Source organism: Rhodococcus qingshengii JCM 15477, from assembly GCF_023221595.1.
Lineage (GTDB): Bacteria > Actinomycetota > Actinomycetes > Mycobacteriales > Mycobacteriaceae > Rhodococcus_F > Rhodococcus_F qingshengii.
Genome location: NZ_CP096563.1, coordinates 3,043,086 through 3,065,742, shown reverse-complemented (window position 1 = coordinate 3,065,742; position 22,657 = coordinate 3,043,086). Strand labels below are relative to the sequence as shown.

23 protein-coding genes are annotated in these 22,657 nt (G+C 63.7%); 4 read left to right on the top strand and 19 right to left on the bottom strand.

From position 1 onward, the window contains the following. Positions 1-16: 16 nt before the first annotated feature. From M0639_RS14180 to M0639_RS14170, 3 genes are all read left to right on the top strand, one after another. Positions 17-337, top strand: a complete 321-nt coding sequence (locus tag M0639_RS14180; RefSeq protein ID WP_003944891.1) for a TfoX/Sxy family protein — start codon at positions 17-19, stop codon at positions 335-337. Between the two features lie 134 nt (positions 338-471). Next, positions 472-720 (top strand): hypothetical protein, encoded by a 249-nt coding sequence (locus M0639_RS14175; protein WP_231915027.1) that lies wholly within the window; start codon positions 472-474, stop codon positions 718-720. 172 nt (positions 721-892) lie between these two features. Then, the gene (locus tag M0639_RS14170; protein ID WP_231915028.1) at positions 893-1,405 is read left to right on the top strand and encodes a hypothetical protein; all 513 of its coding nucleotides are present in this window, start codon (positions 893-895) and stop codon (positions 1,403-1,405) included. Here the strand turns inward: M0639_RS14170 and M0639_RS14165 are convergent. The 3 genes from M0639_RS14165 to secG form a co-directional block, all read right to left on the bottom strand. After that, positions 1,392-2,177: an oxidoreductase gene (locus M0639_RS14165; RefSeq protein ID WP_007727953.1), complete on the bottom strand. Its 786-nt coding sequence runs from the start codon at positions 2,175-2,177 to the stop codon at positions 1,392-1,394. The two genes, M0639_RS14170 and M0639_RS14165, sit on opposite strands and share 14 nt — an antisense overlap. A gap of 104 nt (positions 2,178-2,281) precedes the next feature. Next, positions 2,282-5,056, bottom strand: a complete 2,775-nt coding sequence (gene ppc / locus M0639_RS14160; protein ID WP_064075323.1) for a phosphoenolpyruvate carboxylase — start codon at positions 5,054-5,056, stop codon at positions 2,282-2,284. Positions 5,057-5,159: 103 nt separating this feature from the next. After that, positions 5,160-5,393, bottom strand: a complete 234-nt coding sequence (secG, locus tag M0639_RS14155) for a preprotein translocase subunit SecG (protein ID WP_003944946.1) — start codon at positions 5,391-5,393, stop codon at positions 5,160-5,162. Positions 5,394-5,602: 209 nt separating this feature from the next. Between secG and M0639_RS14150 the strand changes: the two genes are divergently transcribed. Next, positions 5,603-6,373, top strand: coding sequence for a tyrosine-protein phosphatase (locus tag M0639_RS14150; RefSeq protein ID WP_063316419.1), 771 nt, complete (start codon positions 5,603-5,605; stop codon positions 6,371-6,373). A gap of 90 nt (positions 6,374-6,463) precedes the next feature. Here the strand turns inward: M0639_RS14150 and tpiA are convergent, their stop codons facing one another. The 16 genes from tpiA to fmt all read right to left on the bottom strand — a co-directional run bounded on the left by tpiA (position 6,464) and on the right by fmt (position 22,389). Then, positions 6,464-7,249 carry a triose-phosphate isomerase gene (gene tpiA, locus M0639_RS14145; protein ID WP_064075324.1) on the bottom strand — a complete coding sequence of 262 codons (786 nt, stop codon included), beginning with the start codon at positions 7,247-7,249 and terminating at the stop codon, positions 6,464-6,466. Positions 7,250-7,255: 6 nt separating this feature from the next. Beyond that, entirely contained in the window at positions 7,256-8,467 is a 1,212-nt protein-coding gene (locus M0639_RS14140; protein WP_054801929.1) for a phosphoglycerate kinase, read from the bottom strand. A gap of 17 nt (positions 8,468-8,484) precedes the next feature. Continuing rightward, positions 8,485-9,504, bottom strand: coding sequence for a type I glyceraldehyde-3-phosphate dehydrogenase (gap, locus tag M0639_RS14135; protein WP_003944851.1), 1,020 nt, complete (start codon positions 9,502-9,504; stop codon positions 8,485-8,487). Positions 9,505-9,662: 158 nt separating this feature from the next. Further along, the gene (gene whiA, locus M0639_RS14130; RefSeq protein WP_021344225.1) at positions 9,663-10,640 is read right to left on the bottom strand and encodes a DNA-binding protein WhiA; all 978 of its coding nucleotides are present in this window, start codon (positions 10,638-10,640) and stop codon (positions 9,663-9,665) included. Next, positions 10,637-11,701, bottom strand: a complete 1,065-nt coding sequence (locus M0639_RS14125; RefSeq protein ID WP_047270386.1) for a gluconeogenesis factor YvcK family protein — start codon at positions 11,699-11,701, stop codon at positions 10,637-10,639. The genes whiA and M0639_RS14125 overlap by 4 nt, the downstream gene beginning before the upstream one ends. Continuing rightward, positions 11,698-12,597 carry an RNase adapter RapZ gene (rapZ, locus tag M0639_RS14120; protein WP_003944872.1) on the bottom strand — a complete coding sequence of 300 codons (900 nt, stop codon included), beginning with the start codon at positions 12,595-12,597 and terminating at the stop codon, positions 11,698-11,700. The genes M0639_RS14125 and rapZ overlap by 4 nt, the downstream gene beginning before the upstream one ends. Further along, on the bottom strand, positions 12,594-14,786 hold the full coding sequence (uvrC, locus tag M0639_RS14115; protein WP_064075325.1) for an excinuclease ABC subunit UvrC: 2,193 nt from the start codon (positions 14,784-14,786) through the stop codon (positions 12,594-12,596). The genes rapZ and uvrC overlap by 4 nt, the downstream gene beginning before the upstream one ends. A gap of 74 nt (positions 14,787-14,860) precedes the next feature. After that, complete coding sequence (locus tag M0639_RS14110; RefSeq protein ID WP_003944987.1) at positions 14,861-15,334, bottom strand: PH domain-containing protein; 474 nt, start codon at positions 15,332-15,334, stop codon at positions 14,861-14,863. After that, positions 15,331-15,828, bottom strand: a complete 498-nt coding sequence (ribH, locus tag M0639_RS14105) for a 6,7-dimethyl-8-ribityllumazine synthase (protein ID WP_003944999.1) — start codon at positions 15,826-15,828, stop codon at positions 15,331-15,333. The genes M0639_RS14110 and ribH overlap by 4 nt, the downstream gene beginning before the upstream one ends. Further along, positions 15,825-17,099: a bifunctional 3,4-dihydroxy-2-butanone-4-phosphate synthase/GTP cyclohydrolase II gene (locus M0639_RS14100; RefSeq protein WP_003944833.1), complete on the bottom strand. Its 1,275-nt coding sequence runs from the start codon at positions 17,097-17,099 to the stop codon at positions 15,825-15,827. The genes ribH and M0639_RS14100 overlap by 4 nt, the downstream gene beginning before the upstream one ends. Before the next feature lie 110 nt (positions 17,100-17,209). After that, positions 17,210-17,818, bottom strand: a complete 609-nt coding sequence (locus tag M0639_RS14095; protein WP_003944892.1) for a riboflavin synthase — start codon at positions 17,816-17,818, stop codon at positions 17,210-17,212. A gap of 5 nt (positions 17,819-17,823) precedes the next feature. Next, positions 17,824-18,876, bottom strand: a complete 1,053-nt coding sequence (gene ribD / locus M0639_RS14090) for a bifunctional diaminohydroxyphosphoribosylaminopyrimidine deaminase/5-amino-6-(5-phosphoribosylamino)uracil reductase RibD (RefSeq protein WP_030536416.1) — start codon at positions 18,874-18,876, stop codon at positions 17,824-17,826. Between the two features lie 8 nt (positions 18,877-18,884). Then, entirely contained in the window at positions 18,885-19,568 is a 684-nt protein-coding gene (gene rpe / locus M0639_RS14085) for a ribulose-phosphate 3-epimerase (RefSeq protein ID WP_019748384.1), read from the bottom strand. A 64-nt stretch (positions 19,569-19,632) separates the two neighbouring features. Continuing rightward, complete coding sequence (locus M0639_RS14080) at positions 19,633-19,980, bottom strand: MmcQ/YjbR family DNA-binding protein (RefSeq protein WP_064075326.1); 348 nt, start codon at positions 19,978-19,980, stop codon at positions 19,633-19,635. Positions 19,981-20,020: 40 nt separating this feature from the next. Continuing rightward, complete coding sequence (locus tag M0639_RS14075; protein ID WP_064075327.1) at positions 20,021-21,469, bottom strand: RsmB/NOP family class I SAM-dependent RNA methyltransferase; 1,449 nt, start codon at positions 21,467-21,469, stop codon at positions 20,021-20,023. Further along, entirely contained in the window at positions 21,466-22,389 is a 924-nt protein-coding gene (gene fmt, locus M0639_RS14070; protein WP_064075328.1) for a methionyl-tRNA formyltransferase, read from the bottom strand. Before fmt ends, M0639_RS14075 begins: the two co-directional genes overlap by 4 nt. Positions 22,390-22,657 lie beyond the last annotated feature (268 nt).

Below are 22,657 nucleotides of genomic sequence, written 5' to 3'. Positions count from 1 at the left end.
ACCCCAGGAGGCCTCCATGGCATACGACAAAGCGCTGGCTGAGCGTATCCGCGATGCGCTCTCGGGCGAGGACGACGTCGAGGAAGTAAAGATGTTCGGTGGGCTGAGCTTCATGGTGAACGGGAAGCTGGCCGCCAGTGCGAACTCACACGGCAACATCATGGTTCGGTGTGACCCCGATCGAGTCGACGAGCTTCTGACGCACAAGGGTGCAAGCTGGCCCGAGATGCGGGGTAAGCCGATGAGCAAGGGATGGATCGTCGTCGACCGAACCGGGACGAGTTCGAACGTCGAATTCAACGCGTGGATCAAGGAAGCTCTGGACTTCGTTCACTGACAGCTGGGGTGCGTTGCCGAAGATATCTGACGAGACTGGTGTGGCCGCGGGCTCTCGCGTCGATGAGGCACTGAACCGTGCCCGATCGACCTGAGATTGTCTGTATCTGCGGCTCTGCGCGATTCGCTGAAGAGATGCGGGAGGCGAACCGCGACCTGACCTTCGCGGGCGTGATCGTCGTCGCGCCGGGTGAAGCAGACGAGGCGGTCTCTGTCGAGCAGAAGATCCTGCTCGACGCGCTCCATCTGCGCAAGATCGAGCTCGCCGATCGGGTTCTGGTCGTCAACCCTCGCGGATACATCGGTGAGTCCACGCGCCGAGAGATCGCGTACGCGCGCGCCGCCGGCAAACCAGTGTCGTTCACGACGCCGTTTGAACAGTAAGCGCCTCGTCGGTGCGGGCTGCAACGAATATTCTCACGCCGAGTTGCTCGAGCCCTAGCGCCGGTTCGATCAATTTCGCTCGATTCGGCAAAAGTGAACTGGGCGGCCCTTAGACTCCGGAAAAGCATTGGATTGGGCGGCTCGACGCCGCGGAGGAAAGGTGGTCCGTCCCGTGACGTTCACACCCAATCAGCCGGATCACCAACGCGCCTTCGGGTTTCAGCTGCCGTCGACCCGCGCAATTCCCTCCCTCATGCCCGACCGTTTCGGACCTAGCCTCATCGGATCGCTCTGGGCGTGCGCCGGGATCGTCGCCGGAAGCCTCGGCCCGTGGACGTCATCCTCCGCGCTGGACCACAGTGGTATCGACGAATGCGGAGTGATCACTCTCGTCCTCGCTCTCTGCGCGGTGACCGCGCTGATCACCCTCATGGTTCGAGACGTCACGCCCGAGATCAAGAATCACTGCACCGGCCCTTTGGTCGGAATCGCGGTCTTGATCGTTGCCGTCGGAAACGCCGCGTCCATCGTGCGACGTAGTACCGAGTTCGCAGGGCACACTGCCGGACCGTCCATCGGGTGGGGACTGTGGGTGGTCATCGTGTCCGCAGTGATCCTGTGCATCACGTCGTCGACCGTCGCGCACATGATCAGGTTTCAGGCAGCAATGATCACAAGGTCTTGATCAGACCGCCATCGATCACGAAATCCGCGCCTGTCACGTTCCCCGCACGATCGCTGGCGAGGAACAACACCAGGTCGGCAACCTCTTCGGGGAAGGTGAACCGCCCAGTCTCGGCTCCGGCCGCGGCGCTTTCGACGATGTCGTCGGCGGCTGATCCACTCGCCTTCGCCAGCGTCGAGGCCACTCCGTGCTTGCCGAGCCACAACTCCGTTTGTACCGGGCCGGGGCTGACGGTATTGACGCGGATCCCCTGCCCGCCCAGTTCTTTCGACAACGACTTCGAGAAGTTGGTCAACGCCGCTTTGGCGGCGCTGTAGTCGATCACCGTGGGGTCAGGTAAGAATGCGTTGACCGAACTGATCGTCACGATGCTCCCGCCTCCTCGGCGGATCAACTCCGGCAGCGCAGCGCGAACAGTGCGTACAGCCGACAAGAACGTCAGATTGAACGACGCCGCCCACTCTTCGTCTGTGATGGCCGCGAAACCGCTCGTTCTCGGGGTGACGGCCCCGACGTTGTTGACCAGGATGTCGACGCCGCCCCTCACTGCTGCAACCTCGAGCAGTCGGGTTGATCCTTCGACACTCGCGAGGTCGACGCCGACAAAGGTGACGGCGCCGCCGGACTGCAGCGATTCGAGTTCCGGCGAGAGCGTCCGCGAGCCCGCGACGACGTGGACTCCCTCGGCCACCAGGGCCCGAGTGATCGCCAACCCGATACCTTTTCCCGCGCCGGTAACGACGGCAGTTCGTCCGTCCAATTGCAGATCCACTGCGGTCCCCGTTCGGTCCGGTGTGCAGCGTTGGGTGTGCGTGCGACAGCTCTAGAGTCGCCGCACGCACCCCCTGGTAAACCTGCAGAACCAGCCGCTGTTACCTAGCCACTGTTACGAAGCGCAGTGGCCAGGCCGTTCATCGTCAGCTGGATACCCCGACGCACCTGATCGCTCTCGTCGCCGGAACGGTACCGACGGATCAGCTCGACCTGTAGATGGTTGAGAGGTTCGAGGTACGGGAACCGGTTGTGGACCGAACGCTCGAGGCCCGAGTTGTCGGCAAAGAGGTTCTCGTTGCCCGTGATTGCCTTGTACATGCGAATTGTGCGTTCGTGCTCCTCGGTGATCATTCCGAAGACTCGATCGCGCAGTTCGGCGTCGGGCACGAGGTCCGCGTACCGGGCCGCCAAACCGAGATCCGACTTCGACATCACCATGGCCATGTTCGAGAGCACGGTTCGGAAGAACGGCCACTTCTCGTACAGGGCCGTCAACGTGGCAAGCCGAGTATCGTCTCCGTCTATCCATCTTTCGAACGCGGCGCCGGTTCCGTACCAACCCGGAAGCATCACGCGAGACTGACTCCACGAGAGCACCCAGGGAATCGCTCGCAGGTCGGAGATCGCCTTGGTCTGCTTGCGAGAGGCCGGACGAGAGCCGATGTTGAGTGCCCCGATCTCGGCGACCGGTGTCGACGCTTCGAAGTACTGCACGAATCCTGGTGTGTCGTGCACCAATTCGCTGTACGCGGTGCGGGCGAGGGCCGCGAGCTCGTCCAGTACCGCGTAGGCAGCGTCGGCATCGCTGCCGAGTCCTTCGACGTCGAGCAACGTCGACTCGATAGTCGCGGCGATGAGTGTTTCGAGGTTGCGATGTGCCAGACGCGGTTCAGCGTACTTGGCCGCAATCACCTCACCCTGCTCGGTGATTCGCAGAGAACCAGCGACTGCACCGGGAGGCTGAGCCAGAATCGCTTCGTAACTCGGTCCGCCGCCACGTCCGACGGTTCCACCGCGGCCGTGGAAGAGCCTCAACCTGATTCCACTCTTACGCGCGGCATCGACGAGGTCGAGTTCGGCACGGTACAGCGCCCAGTTGGCAGCTAGATAGCCACCGTCCTTGTTCGAGTCGGAGTACCCGAGCATCACTTCCTGACTGTCACCGCGAGAACGGACGATCGCACGATAGATCGGGATGTCGAGCGTCGCCAGCAATGTGTCGGCGCCGCCCTGCAGATCCTCGATCGTCTCGAACAACGGGACGATTCCGATCGGGCAGGAGGGTTCGCTGCCGACGCCCGGATCGAGCACCCCGACCTCTTTGAGCAGCACTGCGGCCTCGAGCATGTCACTGACCGAGGTACACATGCTGATGATGTAGTTGGGTACTGCGCCCGCTCCGAGAACCCGCACTGCCTTGGCACCGGCCGCCATGATGGCCAGTTCCTTGGTGGTCAATTCGCTGAACTCGGCGTCCGGCGAAGTCAGTGGTCGCCGCGTCGTCAACTCGGCCGACAGCAATTCGACTCGATCGGCTTCCGGCAAGGACGCATAGTCCGGGTGAACTCCGGCCCACGCCAGAAGTTCTGCGACGACGCTTTCGTGTACCTCGGAGTTCTGCCGCATATCCAGACCGGACAGGTGAAAGCCGAACACCTCCACCGCTTCTCGGAGCCGATCGAGTCGATCGTCGGCGATGGTCTCGTCACCGAAACGACGCAACGAGGTGTCGATGATTCCGAGATCCCGCTGCAACTGTGCCGGGTCGGTGTACGCCTCGAGTCCGTCGTCGGAGCCGTGGGCGGGCAACTCCCCCAGTACCGTCAGTGCTGTGGCGCTCAAGCGCCCGCGGATACCGCGAATCGCGCGACGGTACGGCTCGTCGGCCCGGAAGGCAGAGTCGTCGCCGGAGGTAGACGCCAGCAGATCGAGTTCGGGCGTGACGGAAACCAGCCGCGCCGACATCGACAGTTCACGCTCGAGATGTTCGAGTTCCTCGAGGTGATGCTCGAGAGCAGTCGCCGCAGCGCGCGACGTGGCGCGCTGGACGATTTCGCCGGTCACGTACGGATTGCCGTCTCGGTCACCGCCGATCCACGAACCCGGCCTCAGGATCGGTTCCGGCAGCAGGCCAGCTTCCGGCCAACGCGCGCGCAGAGCTTTGCGAACCTCCGCATTGATCTTCGGAATCACCTCGAACAACGCTGCGTCGTAGTAGCGCAGGCCTACCTCGATTTCATCCTGGATGCGGAGGCGGCTGAGCCGGATCAGAGCCGTCTGCCACAGGGTCAGGATCTGACGGCGCAATTGCAGATCTACATCAGCGGTTTCTGCGACGCTCAGCGCCGTGCGCTCGCGGTATCGCATCAACTCGGTGATCCGACTCTGCGTCTCGAACACCGTACGGCGTCGAGTCTCCGTCGGGTGAGCGGTGATGACGGGTGAGACCAGGGCGCCCCGAAGCGCTTCTTCGACGGTGGCCGAATCGATATCGGCTGCATCAAGTTTGGTGTACGTGGCCGCGAGAGTGCTGTCGCGGGGCGGTTCCCCCGCATTGACGTGGATGGCCCGTCGACGCTCGCGATGGATGTCCTCGGCCAGGTTGGCGAGCAGTGCGAAGTGACTGAACGCCCGGATGACGGGAATGGCGTCGTCCGTACTGATTTCGGCGAACAGCGACACCAGTTCGGCGCGATCGATCTCCGAACGACGGACTCGGAACGACTCGACACGGGCTCGCTCGACCAGATCGAACACATTGTCGCCGGCTTGCTCTCGCACTATTTGTCCGAGTATTCCGCCGAGAAGCCGGATGTCTTCGCGCAGCGGCTCGGTGGCCTCTCGCGGTGTTTCTCGATGCGACGCGGTTTCAGTCATCACACAATTATCGACCGAAACAAAGAACCCCGCTCGATAGGCGGGGTTCCGTGTCTGAAATTCGTGTGTGAAAAACTACCGGCTGTAAGTCATGAGCCGAGAATCAGGCGAACTTGATCTCCAGGCCGATGCCGACGATCGAAATGAGCCAGATCAACGCGGTGAAGACCGTCAACCGATCGAGGTTCTTCTCGACAACAGTCGATCCGGACAGGCTGGACTGGACACCGCCACCGAACAGACTCGACAAACCGCCGCCCTTACCGCGATGCAGGAGCACCAAGGCGATGAGGAGCAAGCTGGTGATGACCAGCAGGATATCCAGGAACAGTTTCATGTCTGTCTACGTCCACCAATCCAATAGGGACAACTACAACCGATAACACCATACAGGCGCGCGCAGATAGCCTGACCACATACCCGCCTCGCACATGACTTTGCACCCGGCCAGGCACGACTCTTGGTCAGTGGCATCGATCACACTGTCGAGATACCGATTCAGTAGTTTTTCAGTTGACGCGACTCTACCTCCGAAAGGCCGGCTCCATGCTTTCCGACACTGCCCTGCCCGACACACCACGTCTGGCTTCGATTCACAACTTCCGCGACGTGGCCGGCCCCGGGTACGTCACGACCAGCGGACAGGCGATGAGCCGCGGAGTCTTCTACCGTGCAAACGTACTGACGCCCTCGCCCGAGGATCTTGCAATCGTGGAATCGCTGGGGCTGACCGCCGTCTATGACGTGCGCTCCGAAACCGAGGCGAACGAAACTCCCGACATCGTGCCGGCGCCGGCGATGTACGCCCACATTCCCATCCTGTCCGGAAACATCCACGCCGAAGCGATGGCGCTCCGAACAGCGGACGCTGCAACAGCTTTCATGCAGAACATCAATCGCAGCTTTGTCGCAGACCCCGTCACTCGGAACGGATTTTCGCAGTTGTTCGCCGCCCTGGCGACCACCGAGGGGCCGCAACTCTTCCACTGCACGGCGGGCAAGGACCGAACTGGTTGGGCGGCAGCACTACTGCAGACACTCGCTGGTGTACCGCGCGAAACGATCACGGCGGACTACCTGCTCACGAACACGTACTCGGCCGAGTACATCGAGGCAACAGTCGCGAAGATCGCCGCTGCCACAGATGCAGACAAGGGCGAGGTGATCCGGTTGCTGCTTTCCGTCGACGCGAGTTACCTGGGCGCTGCCTTCGAGCAGGTCGAGCACCACTACGGAACCGTTGAGAACTATCTGACCGCCGGGTTGGAGCTTGCTCCCGAACTCGTCGGCGCTCTGGAAACCAAACTGGTGAGCTGACTCGCGAACAAAAAAACTGCGGGTGTGTGACCTACTCGGTCACACACCCGCAGACTTAGTCGCGAGCAGTTTCAGCTCACTACCCGATCATCACGGGAGCGGACCGCCTGCAGCGATCGCAGACAGTGTTGCGAACTCGTCAGCCTTGAGCGACGCGCCTCCGACAAGAGCGCCGTCGACGTCGGTCTGGCCGACGATCTCTCCGACGTTCTTGGAGCTGACGCTACCGCCGTACAGAACGCGAACGCCGGCCGCGACCTCGGCGTCGGCAAGTTCGGCCACTGTTGCTCGTACCGCAGCACACACTTCCTGTGCATCGGCGGCAGAAGCGACACGGCCGGTGCCGATGGCCCAGACAGGTTCGTACGCGATGACGATCTTGGAGATCTCCTCCGCGCTCAGGCCCGCCAACGAACCCTTGAGCTGGTCGACGTTGTAGGCGACATGCTCGCCCGCTTCGCGGATCTCGAGGCCTTCGCCGATGCACGCGATCGGCGTGAGGCCGTTCTTGAGAGCAGCCTTCGTCTTCGCGAGGACGGTCTCGTTGGTCTCACCGTGAAGGGTGCGACGCTCGGAGTGACCGACCACGACGAAGGTGCAACCGAGCTTGGCCAGCATGGAGCCGCTGATCTCGCCCGTGAACGCACCCGAGTCATGAGCCGAGACATCTTGCGCGCCGTACGTGAGGAGGAGCTTGTCGCCCTCGATCAGCGTCTGGACGCTTCGGATGTCGGTGAACGGCGGGATGACCGTGACGTCCACTTTGTCGAAGTACTTCGCAGGCAAAGAGAAAGCGATCTTCTGCACCAGGGCGATAGCCTCGAGGTGGTTCAGGTTCATCTTCCAGTTGCCGGCGATCAACGGCTTACGTGCCATGTCGGATCAGCCTTCCAGTACTGCGATGCCAGGCAGCTCTTTGCCCTCGAGGTACTCGAGGGAAGCGCCACCACCGGTGGAAATGTGCGAGAAGCCCTCGTCCGGGATACCGAGCTGACGAACGGCTGCTGCGGAGTCGCCGCCGCCGACGACGCTGAAGGCGCCCTTCTCGGTTGCCTCCACGATTGCCTCGGCGACACCGCGGGTGCCTGCCTCGAACTTCGGGAACTCGAACACGCCCATCGGGCCGTTCCAGAACACCGTCTTGGCGCCGGTCAGGATCGCGGCAAAGCGCTTGACCGACTCCGGTCCGATGTCCAGACCCATCCAGCCGTCGGGAATCTTGTCGAACGGAACGATCTTCGACTCGGCATCGGCCGAGAAGGAGTCCGCGACGACAACATCCTGAGGGATGTGGATGACGTCGGCGTACCGGTCGAGGAGATCCTTGCAGGTCTCGATCATGGACTCTTCGCACAGCGAATTGCCCACGGACACACCCTGAGCCGCGAGGAACGTGTAGAACATTCCGCCGCCGATCACCAGAGTGTCGACCTTCGGCGCCAGTGCCTCGATGACGGCCAGCTTGTCCGAGACCTTGGAGCCACCGAGCACCACCGCGTACGGACGCGCTGCGTCCTGCGTGAGCTTGGCGAGCACCTCGACCTCGGCGCCGACCAGGTATCCGGCGTAATGCGGGAGCAGCTTCGCGACGTCGAAGACCGACGCCTGCTTACGGTGAACAACACCGAATCCGTCGGAGACGAATGCGCCGTCGTCACCGACCAGCTCGACGAGAGCCTTGGCGAGCTTGACCCGCTCGGCTTCGTCCTTGCTGGTCTCGCGAGGGTCGAAACGGATGTTCTCGAGCATCAGGACGTCACCATCGGTGAGTCCTTCGGAACGAGCCAGCGCGTCCTGTCCCACGACGTCACCGGCGAGTTGCACGTTGCGACCGAGGATTTCGGCCAACTTCGCGGCAACCGGTGCGAGGGAGAACTTGGGATCGGGCTGACCGTCGGGGCGCCCGAGGTGCGCGGTCACGATGACCTTCGCTCCACCCTCGGCAAGTGCCCGCAGGGTGGGAGCGGACGCGACGATGCGACCCGGGTCCGTGATTTCTCCGCCATCCAACGGGACGTTGAGATCGGAACGCACCAGTACGGTGCGCCCTCCGACCCCAGCGTCCAGCAGATCCTTCAGCGTCTGAACTGCCACTGTTATCGAAACTCCGCTCAGAGAGACTTGGCGACGAGGCCGATGAGGTCGGCGAGGCGGTTGGAGTAGCCCCACTCGTTGTCGTACCAGGAGACGATCTTGACCTGGTCGTCGATGACCTTCGTCAGACCCGAGTCGAAGATCGACGAGTGCGGGTCGGTGACGATGTCCGAGGAGACGATCGGTGCGTCGGTGTACTTCAGGATGCCCTTGAGGGGTCCCTCGGCAGCAGCCTTCATCGCAGCGTTGATCTCGTCGGCGGTGGCCGACTTCTTCAGGTTCGCGGTGAGGTCGGTGACCGAGCCCGTGGGGATCGGCACGCGCAGTGCGTAGCCGTCGAGCTTGCCGAGCAGCTGCGGAAGAACCAGGCCGATTGCCTTGGCTGCACCGGTACCGGTGGGAACGATGTTGAGGGCAGCTGCGCGGGCGCGACGGAGGTCTGCGTGCGGAGCGTCCTGCAGGTTCTGATCCTGGGTGTACGCGTGGATCGTGGTCATCAGACCCTTGACGATGCCGAACTCGTCGTCGAGAACCTTGGCGATGGGGCCGAGGCAGTTGGTGGTGCACGACGCGTTGGAGATGATGTTCTGGCTGCCGTCGTACTTGTCGTCGTTGACGCCCATCACGATGGTGATGTCTTCACCCTTGGCCGGAGCCGAGATGATGACCTTCTTGGCGCCGGCTTCGAGGTGTCCCTTGGCCTTTGCGGCGTCGGTGAAGATGCCGGTGGACTCGACGACGACGTCGACGCCCAGCTCGCCCCAGGGAAGTTCGTTCAACGGGCCACGGTGTGCGAGGGCCTTGATGCGCTGATCGCCGACGACGATCGTGTCGTCACCGTCGAGCGACACGTCGTACGGCAAACGGCCGAGGATGGAGTCGTACTTCAGCAGGTGAGCGAGCGTCGCGTTGTCAGTCAGGTCGTTGACTGCCACGATCTCGATATCGGTGGTTCCGAGCGCCTTCTGCGCATCCACCGCCCTGAAGAAGTTACGTCCGATACGGCCGAAACCGTTTACGCCAACCCGGACAGTCACAATTCGCTCCTTTGACCATGATTCTGGTGTGCAACTTGACCCACGCATACTCCGAATCCGTGTGTGCACGACGCGGACGTGGGGTTCATCGGTCGATGTGACTCATACCCTAATGCGCGTGGCCCGAACGTGCGCAGCCCACCCTGACGGAGGGCAGGTCACCCCTCTTCGAGTAGCTCCACATTCACTGCGGATTCGGTGTCGGGTATGCCCGTTTCCTTGGCCTTGCGATCAGCCATGGACAGCAGGCGACGGATACGTCCGGCAACGGCGTCCTTGGTCATCGGCGGGTCGGCCAACTGGCCGAGTTCTTCGAGGGACGCCTGCCGATGCTCGACGCGCAGTGCACCCGCCGCCGCGAGGTGATCGGGCACGTCCTCACCGAGGATCTCCAACGCACGCTCGACGCGCGCAGCAGCCGCAACGGCAGCGCGAGCAGAGCGTCGCAGGTTTGCGTCGTCGAAATTGGCGAGACGATTGGCGGTGGCGCGGACCTCGCGTCGCATCCGCCTCTCCTCCCACACCAGACGTGTGTCCTGGGCTCCCATTCGGGTCAGGAGATCGCCGATGGCCTCACCGTCGCGGATCACCACACGATCCGTTCCGCGAACCTCACGTGCCTTCGCCGAGATCCCCAGACGCCGCGCAGCTCCAACCAGAGCAAGTGCGGCTTCCGGGCCCGGGCAGCTCACTTCGAGCGCCGACGAACGGCCGGGTTCGGTCAGGGAACCGTGCGCGAGGAACGCACCGCGCCACGCTGCTTCGGCATCGCCGACACTTCCGCCGACGACCTGCGCAGGCAAGCCGCGAACCGGGCGCCCGCGAAGATCGAGCAGTCCCGTCTGGCGCGCGAGGGCCTCACCCTCCTTCGCCACACGCACGATGTAGCGAGCGGACTTTCGAAGCCCGCCCGCACTGAGTACGTGCACGTCGGCACTGTAGGTGAACAGGTCGAATATCTCCCGGCGCAGACGTCGCGCCGTGGAGCCCAGATCCACCTCTGCTTCGACGACCACCCGGCCGCCGACGATGTGGAGCCCACCGGCAAAGCGCAGCAACGCGGAGACCTCTGCCTTGCGGCAGCTGACCTGAGTCACCACTAACCGGCTCAGTTCGTCCTTGACCTCCGCTGTCATTGCCACGAAGCGTTCTCCCTCTGTTCTTCGGATTGCTGTTCTTGCAGGGAAGACTGTGTCGAATCCCCTACTGCCGCACTGCTCGACAGTTCAGCCAGTACATCGGCCAGTTTTGCCGGATCGTGTACATGCGCTGCGCCCGGTGAGGTGTCCGCGACATCCGCGTACCTGACTTCGGCTGAAAATTGATCCGCCGCACGCTGCAGATGTTCACGTTCACGCCCGGCCGGTACCGACGCCGAGTCGACCACCACGTAGTCGACCCGGAAATCGGGCACGTGTTGGGAGAGTACGTGCAGGTGACGCTCTGCGGAGAATCCGGCGGTCTCCCCCGGCTCGGGTGCGAGGTTGAGCACCAGCACCTTTCGAGCGTTCGTCGACGACAGTGATTCGACGAGTTCGGGTACCAGGACGTGTGGGATCACGCTCGAGAACCACGATCCCGGGCCGAGAACCACGAGATCGGCACGATCGATCGCAGTCACGGCATCGGGGCACGCGGGCGGATTGGACGGGAGCAGTCTCACACGCCGAACCTTGCCCGGGGTGGTCGCGACGGCAACCTGTCCACGAATGCAGCGGCTGACGCGGGGGTCCTCTTCGAGTCCCTGAACGTCGGCTTCGATTTCGAGCGCGATCGGCGACATCGGCAGCACACGGCCACGGATTCGCAGCAGTCGCGCCATCTCGTCGAGCGCGACGACCGGATCGCCGAGCACCTCGGTCAGTCCGGCCAGGATGAGATTGCCCACCGAGTGCCCGGCAAGTGCGCCGACACCGCCGAAGCGATGCTGAATGGTCCGAGTCCAGTCGACTATCTCGGGTTCGTCCGACGCGAGAGCTGCCAGCGCCATCCGGAGGTCTCCAGGCGGGATGACGCCGAGTTCGGCGCGCAGCCGGCCCGACGAACCACCGTCGTCGGCGACCGTGACCACGGCGGTGACGTCGACCGTCAAGCGTCTGACGGCCTGGAGCGTGGCGAACAATCCGTGCCCGCCGCCGAGCGCGACGATGGCCGGCCCCTCGGTTGTCTCCCGCGAGCGATGTGTCGGTTCACTCATTCGCGCCCCAGATCCCGGTGCACGATGCTGACCGAGATGTCGTCCTCGGAACCCAAACGCCTCGCGAGAGCTTCGGACATGGCCACGCTTCGGTGCTTACCGCCGGTGCACCCGACCGCAATTGTCATGTAGCGCTTTCCTTCTCGTCGATATCCGGCGATCGTCAAATCCACCAGATGTCGGTAGGTGTCGAGATAGTCTTCCGCGCCCTCGCGGGACAACACGTAGTCGCGGACGTCGGCATCCTGACCGGTGTGCGGGCGAAGTTCAGGGATCCAGTGGGGATTGGGCAGGAAACGAACGTCACAGACGAGATCGGCGTCCATCGGCAGGCCGTACTTGAATCCGAACGACTGGACCGTCACCTTCATCGTGCGGTTGGCATCGTTCCCGAACGCCGTTTCGATCTTCTGACGCAGCTGATGCGCCTTCAGCGCCGACGTGTCGATGACCAGATCGGCGGCCGCCTTCACCACGGCCAACTGCCGACGCTCGGCTGCGATCCCTTCGGACAACGTGCCGTCGATGCCGTCGTTCTGCAACGGATGACTGCGGCGCACCTGTTCGAACCGTCGGATCAACACGTCGTCCGACGCTTCGAGGTACAGCACCCGAGTATGGATCGGTTCCGCCTCGAGTTCGGTGAGCACCCACCCGAGATCGCCGGTGAAGAGTCGACTCCGCACGTCGATCACGACGGCGAGACGATCGACCGGCGGGTCGGAGGTCAGGCTCAGACCGACCATTCGGGAAATGAGCTCAGGTGGCAAATTGTCCGCGACATACCAGCCGAGGTCTTCGAGCACCTTGGCAGCGGTACTCAAACCTGCTCCGGACAATCCCGTCACCAGCAGGAAATCCATCGTTCGACTGTCTTTGGCGCTGTCGGTAGTCACTGTGCACTCGGCCCCGTCGTCGGCATGGACAATTCTCGCGACTCGGAGCCTTCGTCACCGCTACCGGATTCGGCGCTGGGCGCGTCAGCAGACGTAACAGACGATTCGGATTCCGTGTCCAGCTCATCATCCCCTACCGCGGCTGGCAGCGCTCGAGCTTCAGCACCCGCGTCGGCTGCAGCCGAATCCGTGCCGAGTGCGGCCAGAACTGCTGTGGCGGTGGTCTCACCGATACCGGGGACCTGCATGATCTCCTCGACCGTTGCCGTTTTCAGCTTCGCCACGGAACCGAAGTGAGCCACCAGAGCGGTTCGACGAGTTTCACCGAGCCCCTTGACCGAATCCAGAGCCGAAGCCGTCATCCGCCTCGAGCGTTTGCTGCGATGGAACGTGATCGCGAAGCGGTGGGCTTCGTCTCGGATGCGCTGCAGTAGGTACAACGACTCGCTCGTCCGAGGGAGGATGACCGGATCTTCTTCCCCCGGTACCCATACCTCTTCGAGTCTCTTGGCCAACCCGACTACCGCGACGTCGGTCACCCCCAGTTCGTCGAGGACCGCCGCTGCCGCCGTGACCTGAGGGGCGCCGCCGTCCACGACAAACAGATTGGGCGGATACGCGAACCGCCGAGGCCGGCCCGTCGCCGGGTCGATCGCCGCTTCGGGAGCCAGATCACCACCGTCCGGGTCCATGGTCGACGCCGACGCCGCGAGGACGCCCAGGTCGCGGTTGTGGCGCAGGAACCGCCGACGCGTGATCTCCGCGATACTCGCGACGTCGTCGGAATGACCGTCGCCGGCAGCTTCCTTGATCGCGTAATGGCGGTAGTCCGACTTACGCGGGAGCCCGTCCTCGAACACGACCAGTGACGCCACGACGTCGGTTCCCTGGACGTGACTGATGTCGATGCATTCGATTCGTAGCGGAGCCGAGTCCAGGTCCAGTGCTTCCTGGATGCCCTGCAGCGCCGCGGAACGCGAAGTGAAATCGCCGGCGCGCTTGAGCTTGTGCTGCGCCAGAGCCTCTTTCGCGTTTCGCTGGACTGTTTCGGCGAGGTCTTTCTTGTCGCCGCGTTGCGGAACCCGCAGTTGCACTTGCGATCCCCGAAGCTTGCTCAGCCACGCCTGGATCTCGGTCGCGTTTGCCGGCAGAACCGGCACCAGAACTTCCTTGGGAACTGCGCTGATCCCGGCCTCGGAACCCGCTCCCGGGTCGAGGGCCGCCTGCTCACCGTAGAACTGGGTGAGGAACTGCTCGACCAGGATCGGCAGGTCGGACTCGGCGTCGAGTGCGGCCCAGTCGATGGCGTCGCCTGCCTTCTCCACGACCCATCCACGCTGACCCCGCACGCGTCCGCCCCGCACGTGGAACACCTGAACGGCGGCTTCGAGATCATCGGTGGCAAAGGCGACGAGATCGGCGTCGGTGCCGTCACCGAGTACGACGGCCTGCTTCTCGAGCGCCTTGCGCAAAGCCCCGATATCGTCACGCAGACGGGCTGCGGTCTCGAAGTCGAGATCCTCGGAAGCCTGCTGCATGCGCTTTTCGAGATCTTTGACCAACTTGTCCGTGCGGCCGGCGAGGAAGTCGCAGAAATCTTCGACGATCTGACGATGCTCCTCGGCGCTGACTCGCCCGACGCAGGGCGCCGAGCACTTGTCGATGTAGCCGAGCAGACACGGACGACCGATCTGGTTGTGCCGTTTGAAGACTCCGGACGAGCACGTTCGTGCGGGAAAGACTCGTAGCAGCAGATCGAGAGTTTCGCGGATCGCCCAGGCATGGGAGTAGGGACCGAAGTACCGGACACCCTTGCGCCGCGGACCGCGGTAGACGAACAAGCGCGGGAACTCTTCGTTGAGCGTCACCGCGAGAACCGGATACGTCTTGTCGTCGCGGTACCGGACGTTGAACCGCGGATCGAATTCCTTGATCCAGTTGTACTCGAGCTGAAGCGCTTCGACTTCGGTACTGACGACGGTCCACTCGACGCTGCCGGCGGTGGTCACCATCTGCCGAGTACGGGGATGAAGTGTCGTGACGTCCGCGAAGTACGAGTTCAAACGTGAACGGAGGCTTTTCGCCTTTCCGACGTAAATGACCCGACCATGCGGATCGCGAAATTTGTAGACGCCCGGCGCAGCCGGAATGGTTCCGGTAGCGGGGCGGTAAGTCGAGGGATCCGGCACGGTTTCAGGTTAGTCGCCGCCACCGACCGACTCGGAAACGCGCAGGATGCGGGCACCGAACCGGTCGGAAGACGTCAGTTGCTCTTGTGAGCGACCGGTGCGTAGCGGTCGGCCAGTTCGCGGAACTTACCGACCGTGTCGACGGCGTACTCGCGGTCGTTGGACTGGATCGCCATCACTGCCATGTACTCGTCGTCGGGCAATTCGATGCGTGCCCAGGCGGCACCGTCGGGGAACGAGAGTCCCTCGAACAGATCCCAGTCGACGATCTTCTCGCCCAGGATGTTTCGTACGGCAATACCCTGCTTGCCCACCTTGACCCGGGGCCGCGTCAACATCAGCACACCGAGAGCCAGAATGGTGCCGATGCCTGCCATCGCGATCTGGTCCGCGGCACGGAAGTACACGCCGGTGGACCCCTGGCGAAGCAGGAGTGCCAGTGTGACGTGAACGATCACCAGGAGGACGGCAACTCCGATCGCGTATCGCGTCGACTTACGCGGTGACGCAATCAGTTCCCAGTTCTCGTTGTCGCCGGGTGTACTCATCGAAACGAATCCTCGGTCCATGGTGCTCGGAGATGGCGCAGGGTCACTGCGGTGTCCAGTGCGGCGGCGCAGGCCTGTGCGCCCTTGTCCTCGACGCTACCCGGCAGACCCGAACGGTCAAGAGCCTGCTGCTCGGTGTCGGTGGTCAGGACACCGTTCCCCACGGGGGTGCTTTCGTCGAGCGAGACGCGTGTGAGGCCCGCGGTGACCGCGTCGCACACGTACTCGAAGTGCGGCGTGCCACCGCGGATGACAACACCGAGAGCGACGACGGCGTCGTGCGTGCGCGCCAATGCCTGCGCAACGACCGGCAGTTCGATCGCGCCGGCGACACGGACCAGTGTCACGTCCTTGATCTGTGCTTCCTGCGCGACGCGCTGCGCGCCGGCGATCAGGGCCTCGGAGATCGTCGCGTGCCACTGCCCGGCAACGATCGCCAGCTTCAGATCCTTGGCCTCGGCGATCGCGAGCTGCGGCTGACCTTCGCCGCTCACAGTGCGGTTCCCGGCTGTGCGGTGTTCTGGTTCGCCTCGTACTCGTCCAGTCCGATCAGATCGTGGCCCATCCGATCGCGCTTGGTGCGCAGGTAGGTGAGGTTCTCCGCATTCGCGCGCAGCGGCATCGGAACACGATCGGTGATCTGCAGGCCGTAGCCGTCCAGACCCACACGCTTGGCCGGGTTGTTGGTCAGCAGACGCATCGACGAGATCCCCAGATCGACCAGGATCTGGGCACCGATGCCGTAGTCACGGGCGTCCGCCGGCAGGCCGAGTTCGAGATTGGCGTCGACGGTGTCGGAACCGGCGTCCTGGAGCTGGTAGGCCTGCAGCTTGTGCATGAGACCGATGCCACGACCCTCGTGCCCGCGCATGTACAGAACAACGCCGCGGCCTTCCTGGGCGACCATGTCCAGTGCGGCGTCGAGCTGCGGGCCGCAATCGCACCGCAGCGAACCGAAGACGTCGCCGGTGAGGCACTCGGAGTGAACGCGGACGAGTACGTCGCTACCGTCGCCGTCGGGGCCTGCGATGTCGCCGCGCACCAGCGCAACGTGCTCGACCTCGTCGTAGATGCTGGTGTAGCCGACAGCGGTGAACTCACCGTGGCGGGTGGGGATGCGGGCCTCGGCGATACGCAGCACGTGCTTCTCGTGCTTGCGACGCCACGCGATGAGGTCCGCGATCGAGATCAGAGCAAGGTTGTGTTCGTCGGCAAATACTCGCAGCTCGTCGGTCTGAGCCATCGCGCCTTCGTCCTTCTGGCTGACGATTTCGCAGATGACGCCGGCGGGACGCAGGTCCGCCATGCGGGCGAGGTCGACTGCAGCTTCCGTGTGGCCAGGACGACGCAGTACTCCGCCTTCCTTCGCGCGGAGCGGAACGACGTGACCGGGGCGAGTGAAATCGTTGGCACCGGATTCGGGGTTGGCGAGCAGACGCATCGTCGCAGCGCGGTCCGACGCCGAGATGCCGGTACCGATTCCCTCACGGGCGTCGACGGTGACGGTGTACGCCGTGCCGTGCTTGTCCTGGTTGGTGGCGTACATCGGGGGCAGGCCCAGCCGATCGCAATCGTCACCGTCGAGCGGCACGCACAGGTAGCCGGAGGTGTACCGGACCATGAACGCCACCAGTTCCGGGGTGGCCTTCTCGGCGGCGAAGATGAGGTCGCCCTCGTTCTCGCGATCCTCGTCGTCCACGACGACAACAGCTTTACCTGCAGCGATATCTGCTACTGCGCGCTCGATACTGTCGAACCTGGTCACGTGCTCGCACTCCAAAGTCTTGACTTTTCACATCATCGAATACAACAAGTGCATCCGACGGATGCACTGACAACCCTACGACCAATCGGACGGGTCCGATCAGCCTGGTCCTACCGACCGGCAGAGTGAAGCCGCTCGACGTACTTGGCGATCACGTCCACCTCGAGGTTGACCGGCGTACCGACCACAGCGGTTCCGAGCGTCGTCAACTCGAGCGTTGTCGGGATCAGCGAGATCTCGAAGTACTCGAACCCGCGGTCTCCGCCCAGCGCGGAGACCGTCAGCGAGACTCCGTCGACGGTGATCGAACCCTTCTCCACGACGTAACGGGAAATGGAGTCGGGCAGTGCGATCCGCACTACCTCCCAGTTCTCGGACGGCGAGCGGGAAATGACGTGGCCTGTTCCATCGACATGCCCTTGAACCAGGTGGCCGCCGAGTCGGCTGTTCAGCGCCGCGGCACGCTCGAGGTTGACGCGAGAGCCGACATCCAATTTCGCCAGGCTCGAGCGGTTCAGGGTTTCCTGCATGACATCTGCGGTGAACGAACCGTCGGCAAGCACGTCGACCACCGTCAGGCACACTCCGTTGACCGCGATCGAATCACCGTGGCCGGCGTCGGAGGTGACCAGTGGCCCGCGCACCGTGAAACGTGCAGCATCGACCAGTTCTTCCTTGGCGACAATTTCGCCGAGTTCTTCCACAATTCCTGTGAACACGCGCCCTACTCCTCGTTCCCCGGAGCAGAACTCTCCGGAACCAGACTCAACAAAATATCGGGGCCGATCGTTACCGCGGACTCCAAACGGAATCGGTGGGCGTCGGTGATGGTGTGCACTCCGGCATCGACGAGCGCGGAGGCGCCCGCGCCGAGCAGGATCGGAGCGATGTATGCCTCGATGACGTCGACATATCCGGCGGCAAGGAATGCTCCGGCCAGACGGGGCCCACCCTCGAGAAGTACGTCCGTGTACTCCCCCAACGCCTCGACTACTTCGTCGATGTTGTCGGTGTTGAGCACCAGAGTCGGTGCGGTGTCGTCGAGAATGCTTGCCGTCGAGGGTATTTCACGCTTTCCGACGACGACGCGAACGGGCTGGTGCGCCGCGAGCTCACCGGTGGGCTGACGTGCGGTCAGCCACGGATCGTCGGCAAACACGGTGCCGGTACCGACCACGATTGCATCGATCTGCGCTCGCTGCGCATGCACGCGCGCCCTCGCCTGCGGACCGGTGATCCACTGACTCGTTCCGTCCTCGGCGGCGCTGCGTCCGTCCAGACTGGCCGCGTACTTCCACGTGATGTGCGGGCGACCGGTGCGCTGTTTGTGCAGCCAGGCCCGCAGTGGACCAGCTTCCACCTCGGGTGCTCGCAGTCCGGCCGTGACGCTGATTCCAGCGCGCATGAGGGTCGCTGCGCCGCCGGAAGCCTCGGGATTGGGATCACCGACGGCGTAGACAACCGCCGAGACTCCGGCGTCGATCAATGCCTGCGAGCAAGGGCCGGTTCGTCCCTGGTGATTGCACGGTTCCAGTGTCACCACTGCCGTACCGCCACGTGCCGCATCGCCGGCCTCGTCGAGAGCTACAACCTCGGCGTGCGGTCCACCGGGCGGTTGCGTCATACCGACGCCCGCGATGGTTCCGTCGGCAGCGAGGATGACCGCGCCGACCGGTGGGTTGGGGCTGGTGAATCCGCGCGCGGAATCAGCTGCGGCCAGCGCGATCTGCATCGCGGCGTCGAGATCAGCCGTCGACGCCTGTCCACCCTTTGCCATCGAGCGGCTCAGACCGACAGCGTCAGGTGCGGCGACGCCGAGGCGGCCTGCGCGCGCAGCTTGCGCACCGCCTCACCGGGATCACTCGCTCCGTACACCGCCGAACCGGCGACGAAGCAGTCGATCCCTGCTTCAGCGGCCTGCTCGATCGTGGAAGCGTTGATGCCGCCGTCGATTTCGACAAGGAGCGTCAGCTCACCCGAGTCGACGAGCTTTCGAACTGCGCGTGCCTTGTCGAGCACCTGAGGCATGAAGGACTGACCACCGAATCCGGGTTCGACGCTCATGATCAAGAGGGTGTCGAAGTCCTTGAGGATTTCCAGGTAGTCGTCGATCGGGGTTCCAGGCTTGATGCTCAGCCCCGCCTTGGCACCAGCTGCACGAATATCGCGGGCAACCGAACGCGGATCATCGGTGGCCTCGGCGTGAAACGTGACGTTGTACGCACCGGCCTCGGCGTACGGCGGCGCCCAGCGCTCCGGATTCTCGATCATGAGATGGCAGTCGAGCGGAATATCCGTCGCCTTCAGCAGACTCTCGACCACCGGCAGACCCAGCGTGAGATTGGGAACGAAATGCGCGTCCATCACGTCGACGTGAAGCCAGTCGGAGCCGGACACGGCAGTCGCTTCATCAGCGAGTCGAGCAAAATCTGCGGACAGAATGGACGGTGCAATCATCGGGGAAGCCACGACGCCGAGTTTAGCTGTGTCTCATTGCCGACCGTGCATGCACATCGGAGCCGGTGCAATCAGATCAGTTCTTGACGACGGTGTGGAGCTTTCGCACCTTGGCCGGTGCCTTGATCCGCCACGCGTCTTCGAGCATCTCACCCAACTGCACCTCGTCGATCAGTTCGAGGTGCACGAGGATCGAGCCGTGCCCGTGATAGTGATCGGTGGTGAAGAAAGCCGACTCGCCACTGGCGAGTAGCGCCTCCTTCTCGTCCAGACCGCACATCACGACCAAAGCGCCCTCCGCTTCGGTGCGGAGCCGTGCAAAAGTTTTACCTGCCACCTTGAGTGCCGGGGTGTTGTACGAGGTCGACTCTTCCACGGAGGGAAGAGCCGAACCCAGTACTACAACCTGTTCCCACGTAACCATGTAGGCACCATACGACTACCGATGCCCAGAAGTCATGGGATCAGGCCAGCGGCTTGCGCAAAGCGGCCATGAACATAGCGTCCGTGCCGTGTCGATGCGGCCACAACTGAACCGACGATCCGTCTCCGACGTCCGGGACACCTGGCACCAATTCCTTGGTGTCGAGTTCCAAGACGCCATGACGCCGCACCGCATCGGCGACCACTGCCAGCGTTTCCGACAAGTGCGGCGAGCACGTGGAGTACAGCACCACTCCGCCGGGGCGAACCAGTTCGATTGCGGCAGCAAGCAATTCACGCTGCAACTTCACGAGCGGAGCCACATCGGACGGCTGGCGACGCCAACGTGCCTCCGGGCGCCGACGCAGCGCACCCAACCCGGTGCAGGGAGCGTCGACGAGGATGCGGTCGTATCCGGGTTCGAGCCCGGATTCGCGGCCGTCCGCCACGTGTACGTCCACGGGAAGCTCGCGAGTGGTCTTGCGGATCAGTTCGGCGCGATGTTCGACGGGCTCGACGGCGTCGAGTCGCCCGCCTTCGATACCGGCGAGAGCGCCGAGAAGCGCTGCCTTACCGCCCGGACCTGCGCAGAGATCGAGCCAGCGTCCGGAGTCTTCACCTTCGAGAGGAGCAATGCTGAGGGCGCGGGCCACCAGCTGACTGCCCTCGTCCTGCACGCCCGCCAAGCCTTGGCGGACCGCCTCGAGCTGTCCGGGGTCACCGCCGTCGAGATGCACGGCGTACGGCGAGTACGGCCCGATCTCGCCGCCGGTCACCAGTGCAAGCTCCTCGGCGGAGATCTCGCCGGGGCGGGCGACGAGGTGTACGGCAGGGCGGGCGTCGTCGGCGATCAGGACGTCTTCGAGTTCACCGGCAGCAGCGCCGAGCGAGTCGGCAAATACCTGCGCGATCCACAGGGGGTGAGCGTGCTCGAAGGCGAGCCGGCCGACCGGGTCCTTCGGGGCCAGCAGCTCGACCCACTCCTCCTGGGTGCGTTCGGAAACACGGCGCAGGACCGCATTGACGAATCCTGCTCGGCCCTGGCCGTTTTCGGCGCGGACCAGATCGACCGAAGTTGCGACGGCAGCGTGCGGTGCGACACGAGTGCGCAGCAATTGGTACGAGCCGAGTCGGAGAACATCGAGCAGCGTTCCGTCGATCTCTTCGATCGGCCGACCCGCTGCATGCGCGATCACCGCATCCAGCAGCCCCTGAGCACGTGCCGCGCCGTACGCCAGTTCGGTTGCCAGCGCCGCGTCGCGTGCGTCGAGTTTGCGGTCACGCAGGAGCCCTGGCAGAACCAGGTTCGCGTACGCGTCACGCTCACGGACCGCGCGCAGGACGTCACGCGCCGCCAGACGCGGTTGATCGAGCCCGGCGGTTGCCGGATCAGGCCGCTTGGCCTGCTTCGGCTTGGTGTTCTTGGCGCCGCCGCCGGTCTTGGCTCCGGGACCCTGTGTCCGCCGTGCCGGTCGTCGTGATTCGGTCACTGTGCTCGTACCTCCGCGTCGAGTCGGGCACCGCGTGCCCAGTCCCCTGCCGACATCAATTTCTTGCCCGGGGGCTGAATCTGCCCGAGTCGCACCGCGGTGGTCGCGGTACCGATGTACAGACCATCCTTGCGTACCGAGATCTCACCGACTGCCAGGGTCTCGTCCGTGACGGTGATCGGGCCGACCTTGACTCGAAGATCACCGATCATCGTCCAGGCCCCGGGTGCGGGTGTGACGGCTCGGATATGCCGGTCCACTGTGCGAGCGGGCAGTTCCCATCGCACGCGGGCCGCGTCCACCGTCACCTTGGGGGCGTACGAGACGCCGTCGTCAGACTGCGGAACCGCGTTGATCTCGCCGGCCTCGAGTCCGTCGAGTACCGATTCGAGGAGGGCAGCGCCGTTTTCCGCGAGACGTCCGAGCAGGTCGCCTGCCGTATCGGTGTCGCGAATCCGCTCGGTCATCACTCCGTACACGGGGCCGGTATCCATGCCGGCTTCCAAACGGAACGCGCTGGCGCCCGTCACCTCGTCGCCGGCACTGATCGCGGCCTGCACCGGCGCGGCGCCGCGCCACGCGGGAAGCAACGAGAAATGCAGATTGACCCAACCGTATTTCGGAATGTCGAGGACGTTCTGCGGCAACAGGTTTCCGTAGGCGACGACGGGTGCACAGTCCGGTTCGAGGCGGGCGAGTTCGGCCGCGAAGTCGGGATCGGACGCCTTGGCCGGCGTCAGCACCGGGATGCCGTGCTCGTCGGCAAGCAGACCGATCGGCGATCGGGTGACTTTTCGACCGCGGCCCGCCACAGCGTCCGGACGCGTGACGACGGCTACCACTTCGTGGTTGGCGGATTCGATGAGCCGACGCAGTGAAGGAACCGCGGGTTCGGGTGTTCCGGCGAACACGACGCGCATGTCAGCTCTCCCGTTTCGTTGGGCTCTTCGGACTCTGATCAGCCGATCGGCCTGTCGAACGCGGTGGACTGCAACTCACGAAAATGCTCCCGGATGTGTCGGTGGGTGGAACTGTCAGTCTAAGGACTGCGAGAGCTACGACCTACCTCGCGCCACACCGAACCACTTTCTCAGCAATTTCTTTGATCAGAACCCTGCACATTCACCGGTCCTCGGTATTGACTGTTTCTGTCGTCGCCACTCGGCGGAGGCTGATACGGGATACACC

Coding starts and splice junctions, on each gene's coding strand:
- M0639_RS14080 (WP_064075326.1), bottom strand. CDS start 19,980: ATGGTTACGTGGGAACAGGTTGTAGTACTGGGTTCGGCTCTTCCCTCC.
- M0639_RS14180 (WP_003944891.1), top strand. CDS start 17: ATGGCATACGACAAAGCGCTGGCTGAGCGTATCCGCGATGCGCTCTCG.
- tpiA (WP_064075324.1), bottom strand. CDS start 7,249: ATGGCACGTAAGCCGTTGATCGCCGGCAACTGGAAGATGAACCTGAAC.
- ppc (WP_064075323.1), bottom strand. CDS start 5,056: ATGACTGAAACCGCGTCGCATCGAGAAACACCGCGAGAGGCCACCGAG.
- M0639_RS14150 (WP_063316419.1), top strand. CDS start 5,603: ATGCTTTCCGACACTGCCCTGCCCGACACACCACGTCTGGCTTCGATT.
- whiA (WP_021344225.1), bottom strand. CDS start 10,640: ATGACAGCGGAGGTCAAGGACGAACTGAGCCGGTTAGTGGTGACTCAG.
- M0639_RS14110 (WP_003944987.1), bottom strand. CDS start 15,334: ATGAGTACACCCGGCGACAACGAGAACTGGGAACTGATTGCGTCACCG.
- secG (WP_003944946.1), bottom strand. CDS start 5,393: ATGAAACTGTTCCTGGATATCCTGCTGGTCATCACCAGCTTGCTCCTC.
- M0639_RS14125 (WP_047270386.1), bottom strand. CDS start 11,701: ATGAGTGAACCGACACATCGCTCGCGGGAGACAACCGAGGGGCCGGCC.
- fmt (WP_064075328.1), bottom strand. CDS start 22,389: ATGCGCGTCGTGTTCGCCGGAACACCCGAACCCGCGGTTCCTTCACTG.
- M0639_RS14175 (WP_231915027.1), top strand. CDS start 472: ATGCGGGAGGCGAACCGCGACCTGACCTTCGCGGGCGTGATCGTCGTC.
- ribD (WP_030536416.1), bottom strand. CDS start 18,876: ATGGCAAAGGGTGGACAGGCGTCGACGGCTGATCTCGACGCCGCGATG.